Annotated in this window: 23 protein-coding genes; 12 read left to right on the forward strand and 11 right to left on the reverse strand. The window is 50.2% G+C overall.

Annotated elements, in window-relative coordinates:
* The first annotated feature begins 50 nt into the window (after positions 1-50).
* Positions 51-1,889, forward strand: a complete 1,839-nt coding sequence (locus DBR37_RS03160; RefSeq protein ID WP_124572837.1) for a DUF4153 domain-containing protein — start codon at positions 51-53, stop codon at positions 1,887-1,889.
* A gap of 229 nt (positions 1,890-2,118) precedes the next feature.
* Positions 2,119-2,346, forward strand: coding sequence for a Lar family restriction alleviation protein (locus DBR37_RS03165; protein WP_124572838.1), 228 nt, complete (start codon positions 2,119-2,121; stop codon positions 2,344-2,346).
* Positions 2,347-2,475: 129 nt separating this feature from the next.
* On the opposite strand, the gene lpxO is transcribed toward DBR37_RS03165, so the two are convergent.
* The gene (gene lpxO, locus DBR37_RS03170; RefSeq protein ID WP_199739035.1) at positions 2,476-3,375 is read right to left on the reverse strand and encodes a lipid A hydroxylase LpxO; all 900 of its coding nucleotides are present in this window, start codon (positions 3,373-3,375) and stop codon (positions 2,476-2,478) included.
* Positions 3,376-3,546: 171 nt separating this feature from the next.
* Positions 3,547-5,775, reverse strand: a complete 2,229-nt coding sequence (locus tag DBR37_RS03175; RefSeq protein ID WP_124572840.1) for an NADP-dependent isocitrate dehydrogenase — start codon at positions 5,773-5,775, stop codon at positions 3,547-3,549.
* Between the two features lie 437 nt (positions 5,776-6,212).
* On the opposite strand from DBR37_RS03175, the gene DBR37_RS17105 reads away from it, so the two are divergent.
* Positions 6,213-6,665, forward strand: a complete 453-nt coding sequence (locus DBR37_RS17105) for a hypothetical protein (RefSeq protein ID WP_148089223.1) — start codon at positions 6,213-6,215, stop codon at positions 6,663-6,665.
* Between the two features lie 45 nt (positions 6,666-6,710).
* Here DBR37_RS17105 and mnmE read toward each other — a convergent pair whose 3' ends face one another.
* The 5 genes from mnmE to rpmH form a co-directional block, all read right to left on the reverse strand.
* On the reverse strand, positions 6,711-8,108 hold the full coding sequence (mnmE, locus tag DBR37_RS03185; RefSeq protein ID WP_124572842.1) for a tRNA uridine-5-carboxymethylaminomethyl(34) synthesis GTPase MnmE: 1,398 nt from the start codon (positions 8,106-8,108) through the stop codon (positions 6,711-6,713).
* Positions 8,109-8,212: 104 nt separating this feature from the next.
* Positions 8,213-9,910, reverse strand: a complete 1,698-nt coding sequence (gene yidC, locus DBR37_RS03190; protein ID WP_124572843.1) for a membrane protein insertase YidC — start codon at positions 9,908-9,910, stop codon at positions 8,213-8,215.
* Between the two features lie 18 nt (positions 9,911-9,928).
* On the reverse strand, positions 9,929-10,189 hold the full coding sequence (gene yidD, locus DBR37_RS03195) for a membrane protein insertion efficiency factor YidD (protein WP_012081530.1): 261 nt from the start codon (positions 10,187-10,189) through the stop codon (positions 9,929-9,931).
* Positions 10,186-10,596: a ribonuclease P protein component gene (rnpA, locus tag DBR37_RS03200; protein ID WP_012081531.1), complete on the reverse strand. Its 411-nt coding sequence runs from the start codon at positions 10,594-10,596 to the stop codon at positions 10,186-10,188. Before rnpA ends, yidD begins: the two co-directional genes overlap by 4 nt.
* Positions 10,597-10,605: 9 nt before the next feature.
* Complete coding sequence (rpmH, locus tag DBR37_RS03205; protein WP_011872825.1) at positions 10,606-10,740, reverse strand: 50S ribosomal protein L34; 135 nt, start codon at positions 10,738-10,740, stop codon at positions 10,606-10,608.
* Positions 10,741-11,078: 338 nt separating this feature from the next.
* Between rpmH and dnaA the strand changes: the two genes are divergently transcribed.
* The 3 genes from dnaA to gyrB all read left to right on the forward strand — a co-directional run bounded on the left by dnaA (position 11,079) and on the right by gyrB (position 16,765).
* Complete coding sequence (gene dnaA, locus DBR37_RS03210; RefSeq protein ID WP_124572844.1) at positions 11,079-12,461, forward strand: chromosomal replication initiator protein DnaA; 1,383 nt, start codon at positions 11,079-11,081, stop codon at positions 12,459-12,461.
* A 347-nt stretch (positions 12,462-12,808) separates the two neighbouring features.
* Positions 12,809-13,915, forward strand: a complete 1,107-nt coding sequence (gene dnaN, locus DBR37_RS03215) for a DNA polymerase III subunit beta (RefSeq protein WP_011979228.1) — start codon at positions 12,809-12,811, stop codon at positions 13,913-13,915.
* A gap of 351 nt (positions 13,916-14,266) precedes the next feature.
* Positions 14,267-16,765 (forward strand): DNA topoisomerase (ATP-hydrolyzing) subunit B, encoded by a 2,499-nt coding sequence (gene gyrB, locus DBR37_RS03220; RefSeq protein WP_124572845.1) that lies wholly within the window; start codon positions 14,267-14,269, stop codon positions 16,763-16,765.
* Positions 16,766-16,938: 173 nt separating this feature from the next.
* Here the strand turns inward: gyrB and DBR37_RS03225 are convergent, their stop codons facing one another.
* From DBR37_RS03225 to DBR37_RS03235, 3 genes are read right to left on the reverse strand one after another with little or no spacing between them, the layout of a single operon-like run.
* A complete protein-coding gene (locus DBR37_RS03225) occupies positions 16,939-17,940 on the reverse strand; it encodes a reverse transcriptase family protein (protein ID WP_124572846.1) in 1,002 nt (333 codons plus the stop codon).
* A complete protein-coding gene (locus DBR37_RS03230; RefSeq protein ID WP_124572847.1) occupies positions 17,903-18,223 on the reverse strand; it encodes a helix-turn-helix transcriptional regulator in 321 nt (106 codons plus the stop codon). The genes DBR37_RS03225 and DBR37_RS03230 overlap by 38 nt, the downstream gene beginning before the upstream one ends.
* Before the next feature lie 34 nt (positions 18,224-18,257).
* Positions 18,258-18,488, reverse strand: a complete 231-nt coding sequence (locus tag DBR37_RS03235) for a hypothetical protein (RefSeq protein ID WP_124572848.1) — start codon at positions 18,486-18,488, stop codon at positions 18,258-18,260.
* A gap of 508 nt (positions 18,489-18,996) precedes the next feature.
* On the opposite strand from DBR37_RS03235, the gene DBR37_RS03240 reads away from it, so the two are divergent.
* The 6 genes from DBR37_RS03240 (at position 18,997) to DBR37_RS03265 (ending at position 25,515) form a co-directional block, all read left to right on the forward strand.
* On the forward strand, positions 18,997-19,341 hold the full coding sequence (locus DBR37_RS03240) for a helix-turn-helix transcriptional regulator (protein ID WP_124572849.1): 345 nt from the start codon (positions 18,997-18,999) through the stop codon (positions 19,339-19,341).
* 216 nt (positions 19,342-19,557) lie between these two features.
* Complete coding sequence (locus tag DBR37_RS03245) at positions 19,558-20,259, forward strand: TnsA endonuclease N-terminal domain-containing protein (RefSeq protein ID WP_158610218.1); 702 nt, start codon at positions 19,558-19,560, stop codon at positions 20,257-20,259.
* A complete protein-coding gene (locus tag DBR37_RS03250; RefSeq protein ID WP_124572851.1) occupies positions 20,240-22,225 on the forward strand; it encodes a Mu transposase C-terminal domain-containing protein in 1,986 nt (661 codons plus the stop codon). The genes DBR37_RS03245 and DBR37_RS03250 overlap by 20 nt, the downstream gene beginning before the upstream one ends.
* Positions 22,222-23,208 (forward strand): TniB family NTP-binding protein, encoded by a 987-nt coding sequence (locus tag DBR37_RS03255; RefSeq protein ID WP_124572852.1) that lies wholly within the window; start codon positions 22,222-22,224, stop codon positions 23,206-23,208. Before DBR37_RS03250 ends, DBR37_RS03255 begins: the two co-directional genes overlap by 4 nt.
* The gene (locus tag DBR37_RS03260; RefSeq protein WP_124572853.1) at positions 23,205-25,019 is read left to right on the forward strand and encodes a TniQ family protein; all 1,815 of its coding nucleotides are present in this window, start codon (positions 23,205-23,207) and stop codon (positions 25,017-25,019) included. Before DBR37_RS03255 ends, DBR37_RS03260 begins: the two co-directional genes overlap by 4 nt.
* 31 nt (positions 25,020-25,050) lie before the next feature.
* Positions 25,051-25,515 carry a hypothetical protein gene (locus DBR37_RS03265; RefSeq protein WP_124572854.1) on the forward strand — a complete coding sequence of 155 codons (465 nt, stop codon included), beginning with the start codon at positions 25,051-25,053 and terminating at the stop codon, positions 25,513-25,515.
* Positions 25,516-25,965: 450 nt separating this feature from the next.
* Here the strand turns inward: DBR37_RS03265 and DBR37_RS03270 are convergent, their stop codons facing one another.
* Complete coding sequence (locus DBR37_RS03270) at positions 25,966-26,553, reverse strand: hypothetical protein (protein ID WP_124572855.1); 588 nt, start codon at positions 26,551-26,553, stop codon at positions 25,966-25,968.
* Position 26,554: the final 1 nt, after the last annotated feature.

The raw sequence follows: 26,554 nt of genomic DNA on the forward strand, positions 1-26,554 counted from the left end.
GTGCTCACGTCCTGAGTGCCTGGTTATCAATACCTACAGTGAGAACAAGCATGCATACGGCAGATGAAGAATTATCCATACCCAAAGCCATCGTTACCGGCCGCGTAGCACGACTGCGGCTGCTGACGGGTTTGCTGCAGGGCGTGATCCTGTATGCGCTCTACTATAGCCTGAAAGAAAAATTCTGGCCCTCAACGAGTGGATATTTGTTCTCGCCGTTGACGATGATTTTTGTCTTCGTGCCGATACTTTTCATCTCTGCATTAGGTCATTTGAATACGCGTCGCATGTGGATATGGATGGCGATAGCGACGCTGATTTGTGTGCTGCTGAGTGTTTATGACATTTGGCGCATGGCTGCGCTGGACGGGAATAATCTGCTTACTGATGGCTCGTTGCGACCTACTCCATCCGCAATGCTGGTGGTGTTTATTACCGGCGGTTTCTATATTGCGCATGCGTTGGTACTGGCCGCAGCTAACGACGAACGACGCATCGCGCGCTATCCGACTTACTTTGAAACCGCATGGAAGCTGATTATCCAGATCAAATTTTCCGTGCTCTTCGTCGCGGTGTTGTGGCTAATCTTGTGGCTGGGTGCGACGCTCTTCATGCTGGTCAAGCTCAGCTTCCTGCAAACCCTGCTGGAGCAGTCCTGGTTTTTCATTCCGGTTACTACCTTTGCGTTTTCGACGGCTTTGCACATTACCGATGTGCGGCCCGGCATCGTACGCGGCATACGTGGTTTGTTGCTGGTGCTGATGTCCTGGCTGCTGCCGATTACCACCCTGATCGTTGCCGGTTTCCTGCTTACCTTGCCATTCACCGGACTCGAACTTTTATGGGCGACGCGTCATGCGACTTCGGTCTTGCTCGGTACCAGTGCTACGTTGGTGCTGCTGATCAACGCGGCTTTCCAGGGCGGTGAGGTCGGCAAGGAAGTGGCCCGGGTATTGCGTTTCAGCGCCAGGCTGGCGTGTGTGCTCCTGCTACCGATGGCGCTGATCGCGATTTATTCGCTGACTTTGCGCGTACAGCAATATGGCTGGAGTGTAGACCGTGTGATTGCGGCGTCGTGTTTGCTGGTCGCGACTTGCTACGCCTGCGGCTATCTGTGGGCGGCGCTGGAGCGCGGTGTCTGGCTCACCCGTATTGCTGCCATTAATGTCCTGACGGCTTTTCTGACGCTGGCTATATTGCTGGCATTGTTTACGCCTGTCGCTGATCCGGTACGCATCTCGGTCGCCAACCAAATGGCGCGCCTGGAGTCTGGTCAGGTTGGTGCGGATAAATTCGATTTCACCTATTTGCGCTTTGAGGGCGCGCGCTACGGGGATCGCGCTTTGCGTGCTTTGAAGGAGAAGACCGAAGGCCCCGACGCTGCGCTGATCAGCAAACGTGCGGCTGTCGCGCTGGAACGGAAAAGTCGCTGGAGCGAACCAGACGTTAAGATGGATGCGACCTTGCGTGCCGCCAATATCACGGTCTGGCCGAGCGGACAGAGCTTGCCCGAAGCTTTCCTCAAACAAGACATGCGCAACGTTGAGCGTAATTACATGTTGCCGGATTGCCTGAAATTGGAGCATAGCAAGTGCGACGCCTACCTGCTGGATATAGATGGTGACGGTAAAACCGAGATACTGATGAGGAATGAGCGAAATTATGGTCAGGCGGTGTTGTTTGCGCAGCAAACGGATGGCACGTGGAAACCGGCCGGAACCATGACCGGCGGCTTTAAATGTAAGGGTGTCAACGAGGATCTGGCCGCTGGCCGCGCGCATGGCGTGGCGCCGCTGTTTCCTGACCTCGAGGTGGCGGGTGAGCGCTTCCATATACAGCCGTGGGCATCCGACGACAGCAAGTGCAAGACACCGGTAGCGAAAAATTGAGCGCTGCGGCGATATAAACACAGCTTGTAGGGCTATTAATATTTACTTCAAACTTTACTTTTAAATTTGTACTAGAATTTAAATCGAGTGGCTGCATTACGGCAGCCCTTCATCAGGCGTCAACAACAACTCATTTATTAAGGGGAATTCGGCTGAACTCTTGAGTATCCAGGTTATCAAACGATGGGACCAAACTGAGAGATATAACGCAATCACTTGGAGGAAAAAAATGGATAAAGCACTGAAATCCTGTCCGTTTTGCGGCAGCAAGGCAGAACTGAAAGAAGCCCATTACCTTGAATCCGAATTGCCTTACAGCTACGTGCATTGCACGAGTGAAAGTTGCACCCTCAACCACAACACTGCGCATTTCAGCGGCAACACTGAAGCCAGGAATAGCGAAAGCGCAGTAACTGCCTGGAACAAGCGGCTGGAAATCCCCGCCGTGCACCATTAGATATCCATCAGTAACAACGATTAATGGCTTGGGCAACCAGGCCATTTTTATTTGTGCGACCGCCTCCCTGTATGTCTCAGACAATAAAAAAGCCCGCCGTAGCGAGCTTTTTGTTTCCGTCCGTTGACATCAGATCAGGATGATGGCGGCAACGATGCCGAGCAGGATAGACCACTTCACCAGATAGTAGAGCGGCTTGTTGTAGGCCTTCAGTTTCTTGCCGTTGGCACGGATCGCATAGATATTCTTGAATGCGCGATTCACGCCGCCGGTGCGGTCTTCCATATCGTTAGGTGCTGCCGTGGCCGACATTACGGTGTTGCTGAACCAGTGGTTCACAGCTTGCGCCCAGCCCCATTTCATCTTGCGTTCCAGGTCGCAGAACAGAATGATGCGGTTCTTGTCGCTATTGTTGGCAGCCCAGTGGATGTAGGTTTCATCGAAAATCACCGCTTCACCGTCACGCCAGCTGTAGTCGATGCCATCCACATTGATGAAACAGCGATCATCGTTAGGTGTCACCAGGCCGAGGTGATAGCGCAGCGAACCGGCGTACGGATCGCGGTGTTTGCCCAGATCCGCGCCCGGCGGCAATTGCGCAAACATCGCGGCCTTGATGCAAGGAATGGAGTCGAGAATTTCGACCGTACGCGGGCAACGTGCAATCGCCGATGGGTGGCTGTCACCGTACCATTTCAGGTAGAAGCGGGTCCAGCCGCGACGGAAGAAGGAGTTGAAACCGGCGTCATCCATCTTGGCCGAGGCCTTGATGCCGCCTTCGCTTTGCAGCGCGATAGCTTCATCGCGGATCACTTCCCATTGGTCGGCCAGCTTCTTCAGTTCCGGATAACTATCAACATCATGGTAAGGCTTGTCCGGCAGGCTGGAGAACAGCGTCATGAACGCATTGATAGGCGCCATGAAAGTTGAATGGTCGGTCGACTGACGCAGCCATTTATGCCGTATCTTGCCGCGATAGTGCGTATAGCAAACGCTGGCCAGGAACAGCGTGATCAGAGTCCATTTAATCATTGGTAAAAATAGTACAGACAGGGCGAAAGGCAAATTGTACCCAACTGCAGCGGGCTGTGCTGAGAGTGTTGCATTCTGAACATTATCTTAACAATCTTGTCCATAGAAAACGGACCGCGCCGACCGTCAGGCCGGGGCGATCCGCAGTGTGTCAGCTAATGCCAGGGTTTAGGCGACGGCGTCCAGTACCTGGTTCAGCGTATTGCTTGGGCGCATGGCCTTGCTGGTTTTGCTGGTGTCCGGATGGTAATAGCCGCCGATATCGACCGGCTTGCCTTGTGCCGCTTTCAGCTCCGCCACGATGGTGGCTTCATTGTCTTTCAGCGCTTTGGCCAGACCCTGGAATTGTGCCTGCAGGGCCGGATCTTCAGTTTGCTCGGCCAGTGCCTGTGCCCAGTACAGCGCCAGATAGAAATGGCTGCCGCGATTGTCGAGACCGCCGACTTTACGCGCTGGTGATTTGTCGGTATCGAGGAACTTACCGGTCGCCTGATCCAGCGTTTTTGCCAGTACCAATGCCTTGGCGTTGCCGTAGGCATTGCCGAGGTGCTCCAGCGAAGCCGCCAGTGCCATGAATTCGCCGAGCGAATCCCAGCGCAGGAAGTCTTCTTCAACGAATTGCTGCACGTGTTTCGGTGCCGAACCGCCGGCACCGGTTTCAAACAAACCGCCACCCGCCATCAAAGGCACGATGGACAGCATCTTGGCGCTGGTGCCCAGCTCCATGATAGGGAACAGATCGGTCAGGTAATCGCGCAAGACGTTACCGGTCACCGAGATGGTGTCCTTGCCGGCACGGATACGTTCGACCGAGAACCTGATTGCTTCGACCGGCGACAGGATGCGCAGATCCAGACCTTTGGTGTCGTGGTCTTTCAGGTAGTGATTTACCTTGGCGATGATTTGCGCATCGTGTGCACGCTGTGCATCCAGCCAGAACACGGCTGGCGTGCCGGTGGCGCGAGCGCGGTTGACGGCCAGTTTGACCCAGTCCTGGATAGACGCATCCTTGGTCTGGCACATGCGGAACAGGTCACCTGCTTCGACTTTTTGTTCCAGCAATACCTGGCCGTTTTCATCTGTTACACGCACTACGCCATCCGCTGCGAGCTGGAAGGTCTTGTCGTGTGAACCGTATTCTTCGGCGGCTTGCGCCATCAGGCCGACGTTAGGCACGCTACCCATGGTGACCGGATCGAATGGGCCGTGTTGTTTGCAGTCGTCGATCACAACCTGATAGATACCGGCGTAGCAGCGATCCGGGATTACTGCTTTGGCATCCTGCAAATCGCCAGCTGCATTCCACATCTTGCCGGAGTCACGGATCATCGCGGGCATCGAAGCATCGACGATGACGTCGCTAGGTACGTGCAGATTGGTAATGCCTTTATCCGAATTCACCATCGCCAGTTGCGCGCGCTGGGTGTACGCGGCTTCGACATCGGCGATGATCGCAGCCTGGGTGTCGGCTGGCAGGGTTTTGACGCGTGCGTACAAATCGCCGATGCCGTTGTTCGGATCAAAGCCGACCTGTTTCAATACTTCTGCGTGTTTGCTCAGCGCGTCTTTGTAGAACACCGAAACAGCGTGGCCGAAGATGACAGGGTCGGAGACCTTCATCATGGTGGCCTTCAGGTGTATCGAGAACAGTACGTCCTTCGCCTTGGCATCAACGATTTGCGCTTCGATGAAGCTGCGCAAGGCATTGCGGCTCATGACGGCGGTATCGATGATCTCGCCCGCTTTGACCGCGGTTTTTTCTTTCAGTACGGTTTTGCTGCCATCAGCTGCAAACAATTCGATCTTCACATTGCCTGCTTGCGCGATCAGCGCGGATTTTTCGCTGCCGTAGAAATCGCCGTGATCCATATGCGCAACGTGTGCTTTGGAGTCGGCTGACCAGGCGCCCATCTTGTGCGGATGTTTGCGTGCGTAATTTTTTACCGACAAAGGTGCGCGGCGATCGGAGTTGCCTTCGCGCAGTACCGGATTGACCGCACTGCCCTTGATCTTGTCGTAGCGTGCCTTGGCATCTTTTTCTTCCGGGGTCTTGGCTTCATCCGGATAGGACGGCAGCTTGTAGCCCTGCTCTTGCAGTTCCTTGATGGCGGCCTTCAGTTGCGGTATCGATGCGCTGATATTTGGCAGCTTGATGATATTGGCTTCTTGTCTGGTCGCCAGTTCGCCGAGTTCGGCCAGTGCCGGCGCGATTTTTTGCTTGTCGTCCAGGTAGTCGGGGAAGGCGGCGAGGATACGGCCAGCCAGCGAGATGTCGCGGGTTTCCACGGCGATACCGGAAGAACGGGTAAAGGTTTCGACGATAGGAAGTAATGAATACGTTGCCAGCGCAGGTGCTTCGTCAGTGAGGGTGTAGATAATCTTTGAGCGTGCTGACATGTGTCATTTCCTATAGTGCAGAGGTAAAGAAATATCAAAGCAACGAGCGGCTCTTGCCGGGTATCGATGCGATGACACGTTAGTGTGGAGCATCTGCTGTATGCCTGTGTCGCCATCCACGACGGCTACAAGTGCATATTGTTACTACTTGCCGTTGCAGGGGCGGCTGAGTATCACACGGGTCTCTTGATGGCAGATCTGAGGTCGCCAATTCCGTTTCAGTGTGACTAGAGCCCAAATTGTACCCAACTGTGGTCGCAAGCGCATACCGGACTGCTTATTGTGACAAATCCACAAGACTTATATGGCCAGCCATGGGGTAACGCTGCTTTCGGGACGCATCCTATTTTTGTTGCGTGGGCGCGGAGTAATACTGCGCAGATGACAGGCCGGATCAGTGGTGAACGCAGTTTGCATCATGCGCGGGGGATGAAGCTATGAACAATAGGCAACTGGTAAGACCAGTAGCGATGCTGTTGGTACTCATGTTAGTCGTACCATCGTCATGGGCATGCAGCGAGCTCATCGGCATGTACGAACCGTGGCGAGGCGCTGATATGCAATATCGGGTGAAACGGCAAAAGAACAAATTCGTACTGATGCAACGTCAGACAAAGTCAGAGCGCTGGAACATCATCGAGTCTTCCACAAAACGCCTGTCGCCGAATGAAATCGCACGCAGATTTGGCGTGGATACGGATGGCAACTCTTGTGCGATTGAGTATAAGAGCGGCGTGCTGGTGAAGACGTTTATAGGCGCGCGCTATGTGCGGCAAGTCGACCAGAATCGTAGCCCCGGTCTGACACCGAGTCGGACTGGCGTGTTGCTGTTCCCGGTAGAGAAATCTTTAGCGGTGTGGGGTAAGGATATTTATCCGCTGGAGGAATGAAGTACACGGGGTTCCGTATATAAACCGGAACCCCGACAGATGGCCTTACTTACCGATGCAAAAACGGCTGAAAATCACACCGAGCAAATCATCCGAAGTGAATTCACCCGTGATGCTGGACAGGCGTTCTTGCGCCAGGCGCAATTCTTCCGCGAACAAGTCGAGTGCCGGATCAGTTGCTTCGCTATCGTGCGCTGCATGCTGTGCCGCCATCTCCAGATGATCATGCGCTGCCTTCAGCGCGATCAGATGACGTTCGCGTGCAAGGTACAGCGATTCACCGGTTTGCTGCCAGCCGATCAGGCGCAACAACTCACCACGTAATAAATCCATGCCTTGCGAGTCAGTTGCCGAGACATAGATGTGGGTCGAATCCGGCATGCGATCGATCGCCGGGCGATGGCCGGACAAGTCGATCTTGTTCCAGATGCGCATCACCGGAATGTTTTCCGGGAAGCGTTCAACGATTTGTTCGTCAGCACGTGTCGGGCCACGGTTGGCGTCGAGCATGTGGATGATGACGTCGGCGGTTTTTACTGCCGCCCAGGTGCGTTCGATACCGATGCGCTCTACTTCATCGGTGGCGTCGCTGGCGTCGCGGATACCGGCGGTATCGATCACATTGACCGGTATGCCTTCGATCTGGATGGTTTCGATCACTTTGTCGCGGGTGGTGCCGGCGATGGCGGTGACGATGGCGACATCGCTGCCTGCCAGTGCATTCAGCAACGATGATTTGCCGACGTTCGGTTGTCCGGCCAGCACGATGTTGAGTCCGTCACGCAGCAAGGCGCCTTGTGAAGCCTGCGCGAAAACGGCTTGCAGTGCTTCACGTATGCCATTCAACTGGCCGCGTGCATCGGATTTTTCCAGGAAGTCGATTTCTTCTTCCGGGAAGTCCAGTGTGGCTTCGACCAGCATGCGCAGGTTGGTGATCTTATCGACCAGTTCCTGGATGGTTTTGGAGAAAGCGCCGGACAGCGATTGCGAGGCGGATTTGGCCGCGGCTTCGGTCGATGCTTCGATCAGGTCGATCACGCCCTCGGCTTGTGCCAGATCCAGTTTGTCGTTGAGGAAGGCGCGGTGCGTGAATTCACCCGGTTGCGCCATGCGCAAACCAATGTCCGTGCCAGCTTCCAGGCAACGGGTCAGCAACATTTGCAAGACGACCGGGCCGCCGTGGCCTTGCAGCTCCAGCACATCTTCGCCGGTATAGGAATGCGGTGCCTTAAAGTACAGCGCCAGACCCTGATCAATGACGCTGCCATCAGCGTTGACGAAGTTGGTGAAAGTGGCATGGCGTGGCTGGAGTTCGGCACCTTTGGTGGCGCACACTGCCTCGACGATGGAAGAAATATTTTTACCGGAGACGCGTACGACGCCGATGCCGCCACGGCCTGGTGCGGTGGCGATTGCTGCGATGGGGGAAGAGTCAAAGTTCATGCAGCAATTCTATAGTGAGTTCAGATATTTTAGGCAACAAAAAAGCCCGCAAACAACACGGGCTTTTTTTATACACGGTAATCAGTGATTACCGGCATGCAGATTTAGTTGGTACCCATCTTTTTACCGATGGTCCATTGCTGCGCAATCGACAGGATGTTGTTGACTACCCAGTACAGCACGAGGCCGGCAGGGAAGAAGAAGAACATCAGCGAGAATGCGATCGGCATGAACAACATCACTTTAGCCTGGATAGGATCTGGTGGTGTCGGGTTCAGCTTGGTCTGGATGAACATCGAAACCGCCATCAGGATAGGCAGGATACCGATGGTCAGGTGGAACGAGCCAATCATGTAGGAACCGAACAGAATATCAGGCGACGCCAGATCGCTGATCCACAGCCATGGTGCATTACGCATCTCGACGCTGGCCAGCAATACCCAGTACAGCGAAATGAAGACCGGGATCTGGATCAGGATAGGCATACAGCCACCCAACGGATTGATCTTCTCTTTCTTGTACAGTTCCATCATGGCCGCGTTCATCTTTTGCGGCTCGCTCTTGTACTTGGTACGGATTTCGGTCATTTTTGGCGTGACCAGTTTCATCTTCGCCATGCTGCGATAGCTGGCTGCCGACAATGGGAAGAACGCCAGTTTGATGACAATGGTCAACACGATAATGGTCCAACCCCAGTTGCCGAGCAATTGGTGAATCTGGATCATCAGCCAGAAAATCGGACGCGCGATGACGGTCAGCCAGCCATAGTCCTTGACCAGTTCAAAGCCTGGAGCAACGGCTTCCAGACGTTTCGATTCTTGCGGGCCGGAATACAGCGTCGCGTCCATCGATTCGGTTGCGCCCGGAGCGACAGAGCCCATAGGCATGATCGCGCCGACTGCGTACAGATTGGTCGCCAGTTTCTTGGTGAAGTATTCACGCGGCGCATTGGCTGGTGGCACGAATGCGGACACGAAGTAATGCTGCACCATCGCGATCCAGCCGCTGTCGGCTTTCAGGACGTGCTCAATCTTGCCTTTTTCGATCGATTCGAAGCTGACCTTCTGGAACTTGTCGGTATCGGAGTACACGGCAGGACCGGTGAAGGTGCTGTAGAACATCGATTCATTGTTCAGCTTGGAACCGTCGCGTACCAGTTGCAGGTAGAGCGATGGGGTGATAGCTGCAGCGGTTTTGTTGATGACGTCATGTTTGATGTCGATCTTGTATTCGCCGCGCTTGAAGGTATAGGTCTTGACCAGTTTCACGCCGTTTTGCTCGGCTTCCAGCACCAGTTGGATCTGGTCGCCGCTTTCCAGCGTGCGTGGACCCGGACGTACGGAGAACTGCGACTTATGGTTAGGGTACGCGCCGCCGATCAGGCCGGTCTGGCCGAGGTAAGTACGTGGCGGGGTCGAATCGAACAAGACGATGTCTTTGGTCGAATCCGAGCTTTCGTGGTGTGTCAGCAATTCGAGGTGACGGATTTCGCCGCCGACGGTATCGATGTCAGCCTTGATCAGGTCGGTGGTGATGGTGACCACTTCACTTTTTGCTGCAGTTGCTGCTGCATCGGTTGGCACGCCGCTGGCATTTGCCTGATGTGCGGTGCTGGCAGTCGGAACATCTGCGGTTGGGGCTGGGGCCGTTTTACCGTCGCCGGTAGCAGCAGGTGTGGCTGCTTGCGTGGTCGGATTGTCGAAGAAGATCGATGGTTTGCCGGTATAGCGGTTGTAGTTGTCCCACAGCATCAGCAGTGAAAACGAGAACACAACCCACAGGACGGTACGTTTGATATCCATAAGTGTCTTAATCAGTAATCAGGAATGGCCGCAACCGCAAGCGGTTGTAGAAGTTTTGGACGATGATTTTTTGGGTACCGGATCAACGCCGCCGGCATGCCACGGATGGCATTTGCACAGGCGCTTGGTCGCCAAAAAGCTGCCCTTCAATGCGCCGTGCTCTTCAAGAGCCTCGATAGCATAGCTGGAGCAGCTTGGATAAAAGCGACAATTCTGTCCGAGAAAAGGGCTGATGCCCAATTGGTAAGCACGTACCAGTAACTGCAAGATCGTTTTCATTTGTTCGCCTCCGGCAAACGCTGCGAAACACCTTGATGCAGACTTAGAGAAGCAAACAGTCGCGTCAATTCTTCCCGTAATGCGGCTTTCAGGCTGGCCGTAGTGGCTGGCCCTTTTTTCGAATTAACAGGTTGCGACAGACGAACGATGCAATCGATGGACGGCAATGCCGTTTGTCGGAACAACTCCCGCGTCACGCGCTTGATCGTATTACGAGTCACGGCACGTGGCGCGAAGCGCTTGGCCGCTACCACACCCAGACGGGCGTGTGGCAGATCGGTCTGACGTGTATACAGCACGAAGTGTGCGGTACGTTGCACGGGTCGCAAACGAAAAACGGATGAAAATTCATCCGTTTTAACGATCCGCCGATCGCGTGCAAAGTCGAGCGAGCGATCGCCGGTCACGCCATTCGCTTAAGCAGCGAGGCGCTTACGGCCTTTGGCGCGACGTGCATTGAGCACAGCGCGGCCACCGCGGGTTGCCATACGGACGCGGAAGCCATGGGTGCGCTTGCGGCGAACGACGGAAGGTTGGTAAGTACGTTTCATGTTGGTCTCGCTAATCAGCAAATAATATAAATCGGAACATCACGCGCCCGTCGCCAAATTTCTGGGCAGCTGGTGCATGCTGATGCCTGACTGGCGACAACACAACTTACCAACATCCTGGGTAGTGAACCCTGAATTAGACAGCATTTTCTGCTTCCCTGTCAATCACTTAGCATACTTTTAGTCAGCGAGTACATATTGAAATAAGCGCCTGGCCTGTGGATAACTTTGCCGGTCAAGGGTAGAATAGGACTACATGTGGCGCGCCGCCCGGCATATAAATAGACCACCCCTGGGCGCCGCAGCAACACCCCCGAACAAATTCACGTAGAAGATTCATGGAAAATTTCTGGCAGACCTGCTCCGCCCAGTTGGAGCAGGAATTGACGCCTCAACAATATAGTGCGTGGATTAAACCACTCGCGCCGCTCGATTACGAGGATGGCACGCTGCGTATAGCCGCGCCGAATCGTTTCAAGCTGGACTGGGTAAAAACCCAGTTCGCGAGCCGCATCACCAGCCTGGCGACCCAATTCTGGGAAATGCCGGTGGACGTACAGTTCGTACTTGACCCGCGTCTGGCCTCACCGCGCAAGCCGGCTACATCGGCTAGTGTTGCACCGGCGCAATCCGACGACGTGCCGGCCAGCGTGCTCGAACCGATTCCGTCGAATGCCAGCGAATCGACTCCGCGTCGCGATCAGAGTCGTATTAATACAGCGCTGACATTTGACAGTTTCGTCACCGGTAAGGCCAACCAATTGGCGCGCGCGGCGGCAATCCAGGTCGCGAATAATCCCGGCAGCTCGTACAACCCGCTGTTCTTATATGGCGGCGTCGGCCTCGGCAAGACGCATTTGATACACGCCATCGGCAACCAGGTGCTGGCCGACAATCCTGATGTCAAAATCCGCTACATCCACGCAGAGCAATACGTTCGCGACGTAGTGACCGCTTACCAACGTAAGGGTTTTGATGACTTCAAGCGCTACTATCACTCACTTGATCTGTTGCTGATCGACGACATCCAGTTCTTTGGCGGCAAGAGCCGCACGCAGGAAGAATTCTTCTATGCGTTTGAAGCGCTGATCGCTGCCAAGAAGCAAATCATCATCACCAGCGACACCTATCCGAAAGAGATTACGGGTATGGATGATCGCCTGATTTCACGTTTTGATTCGGGTTTGACGGTTGCCGTCGAGCCGCCGGAACTGGAAATGCGGGTTGCTATTTTGCTCAAAAAAGCGGTGCAGGAAGGTGTGACCTTCTCCGATGACGTAGCGTTTTTTGTTGCCAAACATTTACGTTCCAACGTCCGTGAGCTGGAAGGCGCACTGCGCAAGATTCTTGCTTACTCCCGTTTTCATGGCAAAGACATCACGATTGAAGTTGTCAAGGATGCATTAAAAGACTTGTTATCGGTGCAAAATCGTCAGATCTCGGTAGAGAACATCCAAAAGACCGTGGCTGACTTTTTTAATATCAAAGTGGCGGATATGTACTCCAAAAAACGTCCTGCGAATATTGCGCGACCACGGCAGATTGCGATGTACCTTGCTAAAGAATTAACGCAAAAGAGTTTGCCCGAAATCGGCGAGCTGTTTGGCGGACGCGACCACACGACGGTCTTGCACGCGGTTCGCAAGATCGCGGCGGATCGCGGCAAGAGCCCGGAATGCAACCATGAGTTGCACGTGCTCGAGCAAACCTTGAAGGGTTAAGCACCGAAATCGCTGCTGCCTATCAGCCTGTGGATAACTTTGTGGATATCCGTGGGATAAGTGGTGGATATCCGGTGCATAAGTAAGAAGAAGGACAAAATCGCGGCAAATCGGCTTTTAGACAGGTGTTTCTGTCAAAATACGGGGTGTTGTAGAGTATGCCTCCGGTTAAAAATGCCGCGTTCTCTTCCCTCTGTATTTATCCAGGCGGAAATAGAATGAAGGCCAAAAAGAATGCCGGTCGACGTGCGCGAAATCAGTCTCTAAATATAGAGTGCCGATAAAGTGCATCAGGCATGGGTTTCACTGAATACCGTATTCGTTTAACTATCGATAAGGATCTAACTATGCAATTGGTCAAAACCCAACGAGACGCGCTGTTACGTCCGCTGCAGATTGTGAGTGGTATTGTCGAGCGTCGGCACACATTGCCGATTCTGGCCAATATCCTCATACGCAAGGATGGCGAGAGAGTCTCTTTCCTGTCGACCGACATTGAAGTGCAGATCACCACGCACGCACAAGTCGGTAGCGGCAACGATGTTGCATCGACCACGGTTGCTGCGCGTAAATTGCTCGACATCTTGCGCGCGCTGCCGGATTCCGGCGACGTTTCGCTGACACTCGCTAACAAGCGCATGACCGTGCAATCGGGCAAATCCCGTTTTGCATTGCAGACCCTGGCTGCTGAAGAATTCCCTACCGTGGCCCAGGCTGAGCAATACAACGCCAAAGTCACGCTGCCGCAAAAAACTCTGAAGCACCTGTTCAACATGGTGCACTTCTCGATGGCGCAGCAAGACATCCGTTACTACCTCAACGGTTTGTTGCTGGTCGTTGACGGCAAGAACGTCATCGCTGTCGCAACCGACGGTCACCGTCTGGCGTTCTGCCAGGTTGCTACCGAGCAGGAATTCCCACGTCAGGAAGTCATCATCCCGCGCAAAACCATCATCGAACTGCAACGCCTGCTGGAAGAAAACGATCAGCCAGTCGATCTGGAAATCGCCAACAACCAGGTCAAGCTGACCTTTGGCGACATCGAACTGATCTCCAAACTGGTAGAAGGCAAGTTCCCGGATTACACCCGCGTCGTACCTAAGGGTTACAAGAACAACTTCACCATCGGCCGCGATGCTTTGCTGCGTTCGCTGCAACGTGCTGCGATCATGACCTCGGACAAGTTCAAGGGCGTGCGTTGCATCATGAGCCCGGGCAGCATGAAAATCAGCTCGACCAATGCCGACCAGGAAGAAGCCGTCGAAGAAATCGAAATCGATTACGGCGGCGATAGCGTCGATATCGGTTTCAACGTGACCTACCTGCTGGACGTATTGAACAACCTCAAAGGCGACAGCATCAACATCGCCCTCGGCGATGCCAACTCGTCCGCACTGATCACCGTGCCGGACAATCCGGACTTCAAATACGTTGTCATGCCGATGCGTATTTAAGACCCATAACCAGAGGTAAAAAAGGGGATAAAACGCTTTAAAAACAGCGCTTTGCCCCCATGTAGAAAAGATCGCAAAGCACGCACTGTCTTTGTTTTGTTGCACTGAATAAAGATGGTCCGGCTTTGCTGCGGTAGTAATTAGTTTTGCAGCAATTTTTTGTAGTTAAGTCATCAGCCCGTATGTGTGAGGTCAAGCCAGCCAGCGCGTAAGCCGCGCAAGCCAGTTCCTTTCCTTCAGGAGCAACCGGACAGGTCAGCCTCTTTGAGTAACCGCCAGGTATTCAAACCCGCCTTCCTTCCACGCTCCCACAGCAGGTCTATGACTTAGTAACCGTTATTAAAGGTAACCATGTCCGCGATCCCTAACGACAACGCCCCACAGCCGCAATCCGCTCAGTACGGTGCGTCCTCCATCCAGATCCTCGAAGGGCTGGAAGCGGTGCGCAAGCGCCCAGGTATGTACATTGGTGATACGTCGGACGGTACCGGTCTGCACCACTGCGTGTTTGAAGTTCTGGATAACTCCATCGATGAATCGCTGGCCGGTCACTGCACCGAAATCCACGTCACCATCCACTCCGACAACTCCATCTCCATCACCGATAACGGCCGCGGTATTCCGACCGGTATCAAATGGGATGACAAGCACGAACCTAAACGCAGCGCGGCAGAAATCGTCATGACCGAACTGCACGCCGGCGGTAAATTCGATCAGAACTCATACAAAGTCTCCGGCGGTTTGCACGGCGTGGGTGTGTCTTGCGTTAACGGCTTGTCCAAGCTGCTGCGTCTGACCATCCGTCGCGATGGTAAAAAGCATGAAATGGAATTCGTGCGCGGCGTGCCGCAAAACCGTGAAGTCGAAACCATCGACGGCATGGTCGTATCGCCGATCAAAGTTGTCGGTGATACCGACAAGCGCGGTACCGAAGTGCACTTCTGGGCAGATGAAGAAATCTTCACCAACGTCGAATTCCACTACGACATCCTGGCCAAACGTATCCGCGAACTGTCCTTCCTCAACAATGGTGTGCACATCAAACTCAGCGATCAGCGCACCGGCAAGGAAGAAGACTTCGCATTCGAAGGCGGCACCCGTGGCTTCGTTGAATACATCAACAAAGCCAAGAGCGTCCTGCACCCGACCATCTTCCAGGCAACCGGCGAACGTTTGTCGGATCAAGGCACCAACATCACGGTGGACGTCTCCATGCAATGGAACGACGCCTACAACGAACAAGTGCTCTGCTTCACCAACAACATTCCGCAACGCGACGGTGGTACTCACCTTACCGGCCTGCGCGCGGCGATGACACGCGTCATCAACAAATACATCGACGAACACGAATTCGCAAAAAAAGCGAAAGTGGAAATCAGTGGCGACGACATGCGCGAAGGCCTGACCTGCGTGCTGTCAGTCAAAGTACCTGAACCGAAATTCAGCTCGCAAACCAAAGACAAACTGGTATCGAGCGAAGTGCGTGGCCCGGTCGAAGAAATTGTTGCGAAGACACTGGCTGACTACCTGCAGGAAAAACCAAACGACGCCAAAATCATCTGCGGCAAAATCGTGGAGGCAGCACGTGCCCGTGAAGCAGCACGTAAAGCGCGCGACCTCACCCGTCGCAAAGGCGTCATGGACGGCCTCGGCCTCTCCGCCAAGCTGGCCGACTGCCAGGAAAAAGATCCGGCACTGTGCGAACTCTACGTAGTCGAAGGTGACTCCGCGGGCGGCTCGGCCAAGCAAGGTCGCGACCGTAAATTCCAGGCCATCCTGCCACTGCGCGGTAAAGTTCTCAACGTTGAAAAAGCCCGTTTTGAAAAAATGCTGGCCAGTGAACAGATCACAACTTTGATCGCAACGCTGGGTACCAGCATCGGTGCCGACGAATTCAACATCGAAAAACTGCGCTACCACCGCATCATCATCATGACCGATGCTGACGTCGACGGCGCGCACATTCGTACCCTGCTGCTCACCCTGCTGTATCGTCAGATGCCGCAACTGGTAGAGCGCGGCCACGTCTACATCGCGCAACCGCCGCTGTACAAGGTCAAGCATGGCAAGGACGAACGTTATCTGAAAGATGACGTGGAAGAAGCCGTCTACATGATGCAAATCGCATTGAACGACGCAGCACTGATTCCTGCTGAAGGTGCACAAGCGATTGCTGGTGACGCACTGGCCGAGCTGGTTCGCCAGTACAACATGGCCAACGCCATCATCAACCGCCTCACCCGCGCAGTAGACGGCGCCGCCCTCACCGCCATCATGACCGGCGTCACGTTGGACCTGAGCTCGGTAAGCGCAGCACAAGAATCGGCACAGCGCCTGCAAGACGGCATCAACGAACCATCGGTCACTGTCAGTGTGAAATCGGATGAGCTGTCCGACAAACACACACTGCGCATCCAGCGCATGTACCACGGCAACGTCAAAGTCAGCAGCATAGACACCGACTTCGTCAACGGCTCTGACTACACCGTACTGGCAGCTGCCGCAGCAACCTTCAAAGGCCTCATCGGCCCAGGCGCAATCGTGCAACGTGGCGCCGGCGACAAAGCCAAAGTATCGGCAGTCGGCGACTTCCACCAGGCGATGAACTGGCTGCGCAGCGAAGCAGAACGCAACGTCGGCAAACAACGCTACAAAGGTCTGGGTGAAATGAATCCAGAACAGCTGTGGGAAACAACGATGGACCCAGCTGTACGCCGCTTGTTAAAAGTGCAGATCGAAGACGCGATTGCTGCGGATCAGATCTTCACTACCTTGATGGGCGATGACGTGGAACCGCGTCGGGCGTTTATTGAGTTGAATGCGCTTTCTGCGGGGAATATTGATATTTGATTTGGTATTGTAGGAAGCCATAGAAGATGAAAATTAAGTCATTCCCGTGAAAACTTTTTTTCATGGTTGATGAAAACATCTAGATTCAAAAAAGCCCAGCATGTGCTGGGCTTTTTTATTTTTCTTGAACTCTTCGACATGCATTCAGAGACAGATGGTTTTTGATTATTTATTTACTTCGATTTAGTGCCTCGCACTTTTAGACTTTTTTCTACTCTCTCATCCATAATCGTCTGCCATTCTGATTTGTAGCGAGTCAATAAAACTTCCTTGCGGACTTTGTAGAGTGGGTTGATTTGCTCGGCCTCAGATAAGCGCCCTATCAAACTGCCTAGAAGCTTCTTCCTCATAGATCCACTTACTGCCTGAGCTAATGCTTGGCTAGCGACTCTTACAAGCTTGGCTCGACGATGAGGTAGACGCAACATACCTTTATAGACCACTAGGCCTGTAATAACCGTTGGTACTTGATGATATGTTTTTATTTTGTGGTATCCGTAGCCGAACCGGTGAATAATCATTGCGATAGAAGTCAGTAGCGCCCTCGAAGCTTTGTCGCCAGATATCGTCATATCGTCGACATACAAAGTAAACTTGCAATCATGTGCGCGGCATAGCGCGTCTATCTCGTCAAACATCACTTTATTAACGAGAAAAGAAAGAAGTGGACTTATACAGCTACCAGTTGGTAAATGGATTCCGAACTTTAATGTTGTGACCGTACAGAGCTTTGCAAGGATTGTTGAAATATCTGGAGCACAAGACATCTCGTTTTTAAAAAAATCATAAACATAATGAAATTTTACCGACGGGAAAAATTTTCGTATGTCGATTTTGAGAACAGCAGAAGAATGTTGATGAGCTTCAGCATTCGTCTTATATGAATGCTTCTTTCTCGCTGAATGAAGATAGGGAGGACACTGTATACGTGTGAGTAAATCCAGTAGTCGCCGATGGACCAATAGTAGGTCGCTATGCGGTTCGGTGATAAAACGAGAAGTCTGTTTGTCTTTGAATATTTTATATTGAGAGCAAATAGCGGATTTCTTTAACCCCAATATTTTACTTGGCTCTACTCCCAGTAAATCTGCGAGCTTACGTTTGTTGGACAAACGGTAAAGTGGAGAGCTCTCCAGATCATACTTTTTTGATCCTCTGGTTGGATTCTTCGTCATCGCTATCTGCAATCCATTCAAGTATTTTCAGCATTTTTTTTGAAATAAATGCGCGTGCTTTATTCATATTTTGAGAACCATCTAAGGTCTCCGAAAATACGACAAGTGATGAAAGCGGCACATTGAAGACCTCGGAATATTTATTGAGAATATCCAAAGATGGTTCTTTCTTACCTGACTCTAGTTCGGAAAGATAAGAGGTTGAAATCGACAACTTCCCAGCTAACTGCGTTTGATTCAGGTTGTGATACTGACGTATAACTTTAAGTGCATTGCTTAACATGATGGTCTTTCCTCAATAATGGAAGGGCGCACAGTTAGAAGTCGGCATGCGAGAAAAACTCTCGCATATAAGACCAAGCTTTCTCTGCGTATTCCGGCACAGTAACGATGCAGAAATTCCACACCGATGGACGTAACAGCAACCAGCGCAAACTGGCTTTGAGGAGTTTGGTTGCACCGTTTTTGCGTTCAACTTGAATGCAAGGCCCGGTGCCTTCTTTTGACTTCTTCCCGTGCGTCGGGCGGACTGTAGTTTTAGTTACCATATGGTTCCTATAGTTAAAAAAGACATTAGTCGGGTGACTAATGTGGAAGCTTCGCTTCCCCCTCGCCCTTTTTTAACTTAGAGAGACCGTCCCGAATACCCTTCATCCATTCTTGACCTGATCGCCGCCCTCGGCGATCAGGTATGCATTCAGTCAATACCGGATATTTCGATGATTCGACGTGTCCGGATAGTAGACCGAGGCATGGTTTTGACAGCGATTACCTGCTGTCGAGAGCAAATGCTCAAACTACTTCGAGGTTTCTCTTTACTACCCGGCCAATATATACGGGGCAAAGTTGAAATGCAAGAATAAATTCGCTGATGGCGAATTTATTTCGCTAAAACACGCAATCTCTTTGCGCGCCTAATGGCGGATGTTGGGTAATTTTCTATGTTGCATTTTTATAGCAAAATTATAGCAACATGTTGATTTTAAAAGGAATTTTGTGTTTTCGTCTGAATCTTGCTAAGATTTATTCAATTAAATTAACAAGGTTGGGCTGATCATGACGCCATTTTCAGCGTTTTTAAACGGCATTTGTCGGTCTCGCGGAATGCTACAAAAGCAGGTCGCCTATATGACCGGAGTTGATCCGTCATATCTGAGCGCGATGGCTCGTGGTAAGAAGTCTCCTACTAGTAGTTTTGTACAGCGGCTTGAGAAAGAACTAAACCTTGATCAACAAGAGTGCCAGGCCTTGTCAGAAGCGGTGCAATTCTCGCAAAGGCTTTATCGGATCCCTTCTGAAGCTAACGAGAGCGAACATGAAATGGTTTGGCAGATCATGAGCTTAATAGGCAAGCTAAGGCCGGCACAGATAAGTGCGATCAATGCGATTTTGAAGCTGTGAGCGAAGGTAAAGCAATGGAGAACACTATGTAGAAAAACAAACGGGACGAACCTTTGATGGGCTGTCCCGCTGGGTGATGCAGATAGTACTGAACGTGGAAATTCTAGTATTGTCCTCTTCCTTCCCGCGGTCAAGCCCCCTACTCATCTTCGATGAACAAGTTTTCGCCGAGGAATGGATCAGTTTTGGTCCATTTATGGCGATGCGGGGAATGCTATGCCTAACGATTTTGTATCTCGCTCGGAATCGGCCACACCCGCCTTGGGAAACCAGAGAATACGTGCACGTGAACCGGTTGGGCGCTCATTTGGTTCTGTGCGCGGAAAGTTCCCTTCGCAAAAAATGGGCCGAATGATTCACTGGGAGAGTCAGCTTGAGCGTGATGCAGTGTATCTGTTTGAGTTCTCCCCTGGTGTTCTTGCGTACAGAGAACAACCATTCAAAACGTATTACACGTTGGCTGGAAAGACGCGTAGGTATACGCCGGACTTTGAACTAACACTAGCCAACGAAGAGCTATTGTTAATCGAAGTAAAGCCTATGGAAAAACTACAAGACATAGAAGAGCAACGTCGCTTCGAATGCATCTTCGAACATTTTTCCGCACATGGAAAATCGTTCCGTGTTCTTACCGAAATACAAATTCGCCAGTCTGATTTGCTCGACAACTTGCGCATGATGATGCGCTATCGATGCAAACCATTGACAAAATTTCAGCGGCTGCGCTTTGCTGAGCAATTTACTGGTAGAGACGCCATTTCTTTTGACGAGGTCCGAATTCTTTTCGGAAGTTGCGAGACAGTATGGATGTTAATTAACGAAGGACTCTTAATCTGTGATCTAAAAGTTGAAGTGGGAGCTGGCACAATTTTCTCGACTTCCGCTAAAGGAGATTCGTATGAAGACTTTCTCTTTTAAAGTCGGTACATCTCTAAAGATTGATTCTCAAATGTTCAAAATTGAACGGATGCTTGAAGACAGTCAGGTACAACTTGAAAGCTTGACGGACGGAACATTGATTCGAACTTCTATAGAAGAACTTCTAAAAGGTTATGCGGACAAGAGAATTATTTTTGTAGAAAAATTGTCAGAAAAGCAGATCCCGGAGTTGCCATTGAACCGTTCAATTTCAACTTTCGCAGAGCCAATTCAAGCGAATGCAATACGAAAAAAGAGATACCTCGACTTCATTCTTGGGATGGGTCCTTTTGTATCAACAAAAGACATTCTCGATCAACAGATATCTGAATTTGCGAAGAGCATTAATGATGTAAATCCTCCATCATCAATTTCTGTATATAGATGGCATCGAGAGTTGTTACGTCATCATGGCGATTATCGCGCGCTCATAGATAGACATGATCGTAAGGGTGGTTTGGGAAGCAGACTTCATCCTGGTACATGCACAGTTGTACAAGACGTGATCGATGAAATTTATCTATCAGAACAAAGAAACTCAGGCGAGACAGTATTCTATGAAGTCGTCTATCGCATCAACAAGTTAAATGAGTTCCTCGATGAAAGAGAGAAACTACCGGTGCCAAGTAAGTCGACGATCAATCGTGCTATCGCTAGTCTAGACCACTATGAAAAGACAGCCGCTCGTTTCGGTGCCCGCTATGCACAAATGAAGTACCGGACGAGTGGTCAAGGAATTAGAGCAACTCGTATTCTCGAATGTGTGGAAATTGACCATACCCCTCTCGATCTCTTTATTATCGACGACGTGACAGGCTTGCCGTCGGGGAGACCAACCGTTACGGTGGCCATCGATAAATACTCAAAGATGTTGGTCGGATTGCATGTCGGATTCTCTGGCCCGTCATTAGAAGCCGTATTCGCCTGTCTCAGACATGCTTTAACTCCCAAAACATACATCAAGGAAAGCTATCCGGAGATAGAAGGAGATTGGCCATGTCACGGACATATTGAAACGCTCGTTTGTGATAACGGGCTTGAATTTCACAGCAAAGAGCTTGAGCGGGTCGCGCTGGAGGTTGGTGTGTCAATGCAATACTGCCCCAAAAGACAGGCTTATTACAAAGGTTCTGTAGAGCGGTTTTTGAAGACGCTCAATTACCAGTTTTCAAGAGAGATACCAGGGCATAGCTTCCCTAAATGGTTTCATCGGGAAGACTATGATCCGCAAAAACATGCCTTAGTTACCTTTGACAAGTTGATGAGGCTCTTGCACAAATGGATTGTCGATATATATGCACGACAACTGCACCGAGGCATCAACACGTCCCCCTATAAAAAATGGCAAGATGGCGCCAAATCTGTGCCACCTAAACTGTTGACAGATTTGAATAGGCTGGACGTTTCTCTGGGACGTACATGCGAGCGCGTTATCTGGCATTACGGTATTGAGCTGCACAATATCCGATACAACGACAATGCACTCTTAGTGCTCCGCCGTCAGCACGGCGAAAAGAAGAAGTTTCAAGTTAGATTTTACTTTGACGATATCTCGGTCATTCACGTCATTGACCCGTTAACAAAACAAACCATAGCAGTTCCTGCATTAGCGCAAGATTACGCGCGTGGCCTAACAATGGAGCAACACCGTCTAATCGGAATTCGCGCACGTGACACAAACGCCGGCGTTATTGACATCACTTCGCTCGCCCGAGCCAAGCATGAAATTCGCCAGTTCATTGATGAGTTATCAATCGACAAATCCCAACGTATTCGGCAGCGAAGCGCCAGAATAAAAGCTATTAAACAAAAAAAACAGCCGAACTTTCTTGATGATTCAATTGCCAAGGAAAACGTTCGCAGGGCTCCGCCACCCCCCTCCGCTCATATCGAGAACGATGAGTTGCCAGACTTCGGCTCTGCCGTCTTCACACGTCGTTCTAAAACAAAGGGTAGTCAATCATGAGAAAGCACAAAGATGCTATAGGCTTCTTCGATGAACTCAGGGCGGTGGAGAACATTCTAATACCTCACAGCGGTTTTACAAAAGTGATGTCTCGTTTGAGAAAGGCCATCGAGTTCTCGCAACAGGGTGCGGAGCCTCGACATACATTGTTGGTTGGCGAATCGGGAACTGGAAAGACCTGGCTGGCACAGCACTTCGCGTCACTGTATCCGCCAAGGCTTAATCCAGATGATGTCATAGGTCCTATTCCGGTTCTAATTGTAGAAACACCCGCCATTCCATCTTTGAAAGGGCTCGCGGAGGCGATGTTAATGGCGCTTGGAGATCCATTGTTTTTCAAAGGAACGGCGGCCGAAAAGCGAAATCGAGCTCTTGATCTATTAAGGCGGCGCAATGTTGAATTTCTAGTCCTAGATGAATTTCAACATTTTCTCGACCATGGGAAATTTGATTCACTTATTGCCGTGTCCGATTGGCTGAAACGCTTCATTGATGATGCTAGCGTGCCCTGTTTGCTGATGGGCTTGCCACGATGTGAGGGGATTCTTCAGGTTAACGAACAACTGCGTCGTCGGTTTTCATCTCGTCTGAAGCTATCTGCATTCTCATTAGACACAATGGAGGGAGAGCGGGAGTTTCGAGCGTTAGTACATCAGATCGATAAATCGCTTCCTACCAGCGAGTTATCAAAACTCGCAGATGTGGATATGGCCAGGCGGCTTTACTTTGCGAGCAATGGTCTTATCGGTTATCTACGCCCGTTGATCACGGCAGCTTATGAGTTAATGGTTATCGAAAAAGCGAGCAAATTGGATGCGACTATATTTGAACAAACCTTTATCGATGTAATTTGGAAGGACGGTCTGAAGTCGCTTAATCCCTTCAACAAAGCTTTCCAATTCAGGCAATTGAATCAAATTGGTGAGCCGTTTGCACCGGCGCCAGTACATGTTCGAAGTGTACGCGCTCGTTATCGCTCATGAAGAGATCAACACTGCATCCAATAAAGGCAGAACAAGGGGAAAGCTTGAGAGGCTATCTTCTTAGATTGAGTACGGCTTATGGTTGGCCAGGCATGGGTTGGTTAAAAGAACTGCCTGAAGAGGTCCGACGGTTACGTACCATGATAGGAGTCTCTGTGCATGGCAGGATACCGTCATGGCTTCGAGAGCGGGGAGCGGCGCTTTTGTCAGGAGACCTAAGTCATCACCACTATCTGGGAAAGCTTTCACGTTGTTGTCCCGACTGCCTTATCGAATATCCATTCTGGAGGATTGAATGGGAACATATCTTCTATACCGTCTGTCATGTTCATCGGCATCTACTTCGTGATCAGTGCCCTGAATGCAATGCTTACCTAACATGGGACCGTCCCAGTCTTACCCATTGTAGATGTGGTTCCTCAATACTTAGTTGGCGTAGTGCCGATGTTCTGACTGACGAATCCCAGTTATGCGCTGCTATATCAAAGAGAATCCTTTACGAATGTGGTCTTCAAGCTTCCTGGGAAGGGAATACGGAAATAGATACGCTAAAAGTGCTGAATCTTCATGCGTTAGTGCGTTTGATATTTACATTTGGTACTTATGTAGATAGAGGAAAAAATTTAGGTACCGGCCTAGCTAAATTTAGCAAGGTGAGTGATGCACACAAAATGACCCGACTTACCTCAATTGCAATAACGAATTGGCCATTCAACTTTTACGAGTTCTTAAAAGAAAACATCTCATTTGATCTGAGAACAAAAACAGCAAAGCAATTTGCTAAATTTTCGAGACTAGTTCGCAAACAGGCCAGAAAGAACGGGGAACTTGATTTCATCGCAAGAGAACTTCAAGACTATTTGGCGAAGTATGGTGCGCGACTACTGGACCGCAGAAATAGCTGGGCGACTAGAGAACAGAGAGTAGAACAGCGTTACATGCCAGGAACACTTGCAGCAAAGATTTTAGGGGTTAAGAGAGCGGTTATTGCCGACCTGGTACAGAAAGAGATTTTGGTTGGTTACAGTATCAAAACTAATAAACGGAGTTATCTCGTCATTGAGCGAAGTTCGCTTAATAAAGCTAAGTACTATCGGACGAATATGCTCACATTCACTGATGTGATCGCCATATTAAACCTATCGCGCAGACGTACGAATGACCTAGTAGGGGCAGGCATTTTGGATGAAACACGCGAAAGAGGTATACGAATATTTTGTAAAACCCAAGTTCAGAAATTGGTCGAGACCTTATCTATTCCTAAAAAATTGCACTCGCCCGAAAATACGCCCATTTCAATGGGGTCCGTGTTAAAGAGCCACATAGCTTCAGGAAAAGAATTTGTTTTAATGATGCGTGCGATTCTTTCCGGTGATATATCAACCATCGGTACGCCGGAATCGAAAGATGGTATTGCGGGGGTCCTACTGGATCGTACGGAATACTATGATTGGCGATCTCGTTTCACTTTATGCCAGGGAGATGAGCAATGGACTCTTCCCCAATTAGCCAAGAAATTGGGGTTCAAACAACAGGTTATTTATCATCTTGCCGGCTCAGGATTGTTGCAATCGCTAACGCAAAAATCTGGGAGAAGGAAATACAGAGTTGTTACCCTTGCAGCCCTAAATGAATTTGAGGATAAATACATATCTTCGGCGCAACTCGCAAAGCTTCGCAATACTTCGCCAAAATTTATCATCAAGAATTTAATGACAGAAGGAATCGTGCCAATTTCTGGCCCTTCCATAGATGGTTGTCGACAGTACTTTTACAAAAAAAATGATGTCGCACTCATGCGGGTCTTGTAGTGGCTTACATATCGAAAGATGGCTTTATACAATGCGAATTTTTATTGATACAGAATTTAGTGATTTCGTTAACCCTGAGCTGATAAGTATTGGTTTGGTTGCAGAGTGTGGGGAAGATGAATTTTATGCTGAGCTTCCAGTAGATCTGAGCCGCTGTAACAATTTCGTTCTTGCCATAGTCCTTCCTCAATTATGTCATCTGCCAGGCGTCTTATATGATCGATCACAATTGCAGATGCGTTTAATTGAATGGCTTAATAAATATGAGAAGGAAGCTCCAATTATCATTTCATACGACTACGAAGGAGATTGGATTCTATTCTGTGATTTGATCGGTAATGATATTCCTGAGTGGATTTCAGGTGAGAATATCTATCCATATATTGATCCCGTGGCTTTGCATCGGTTCTTTATCGAGAGGAAACTGAAAGATCATCATGCATTGAATGATGCTAAAGCTAATCGCTATGCTTACACGCGAAGTGAATGCGAATAATCAAGATATAAGTGATAAAGGACAGCCAAATATGAGGAGAAGATTTCAAAAAAGATTTCTCTATGCCCGTCTAGTTGCTGAGCATAAAAGCTCAACTCTCGATATAAGACGACCGGATAAATTCAATGACCCTCTACAATTCGGTAATGAAATATGGGGGAAGGTCTTGCCCGTCGGTAGAGAGTTTGGCTCTGATCTATACAAAAATCATAAAAGCTGAATGTGATGTCAGGATGATATATCCGATTTTCTCAGAGAGCGTATTCTCTTCTGCTGCCGGGTAAAGACTGCTATCCATTCATGTGAACTTGAAATTTTAATCGCCGTACACTAATGACGTTAACGCTAAGCACTATGTGTATGCCGAAAGCTGGATCTAAACGATCAAAATTTATTAGTTTATTGAGCTGACTAAATCTCGAATTGTTTCCGACTATTTTCGAGGTAAGTTCAACGTTCATAACCGCGATCGCGATTCAGTTCTTTTTCGTGCAAGAGTTCCATGTTAAGTTGCCGTTGAAATTCTGATAGCGATAAATATTGTGAAATACTTCCATCGCTATTGATGCCGGCAACCAAACTAAAATCATTCATGCTTAACCCGCCCCCACCATTTGAAGCCTTTTTAAATTTTGCAAAGCTCTCAACATAATGCTTAAAAGATTTAAATTCTATTCCGCTCGCTAATACTTCATTAACGTCGTTCTTTTTGGTGGAACTGAAATAAGTCTGGTAGTTCAGTAGGATACTTGGACGGGTCTTATCTCCCTTGGATCCAAATACGATCAAATGGTGACCATCGCTATTCGATAACGCTTGCCTAGCGTTTGTGTAATTTATAAATTTTGCTTTCTCACTATTAATGGAGATTTGATCTTTCTTAAACTCAATCAAGATCCATTTTTCATTTTTAGAAAAAATTGCATCACCCGCTTGTTCGTGCGTTCCGTCAAGTGGAGAAAGAAACATCCTCTCCATTGCCATTACACTTACTACAAATTTATACTCAACAGTTTTTTCCCACCAAGTAATACTCATT

Source organism: Herminiimonas sp. KBW02 (genome assembly GCF_003852535.1).
Taxonomy (GTDB): Bacteria; Pseudomonadota; Gammaproteobacteria; order Burkholderiales; family Burkholderiaceae_D; genus Oxalicibacterium.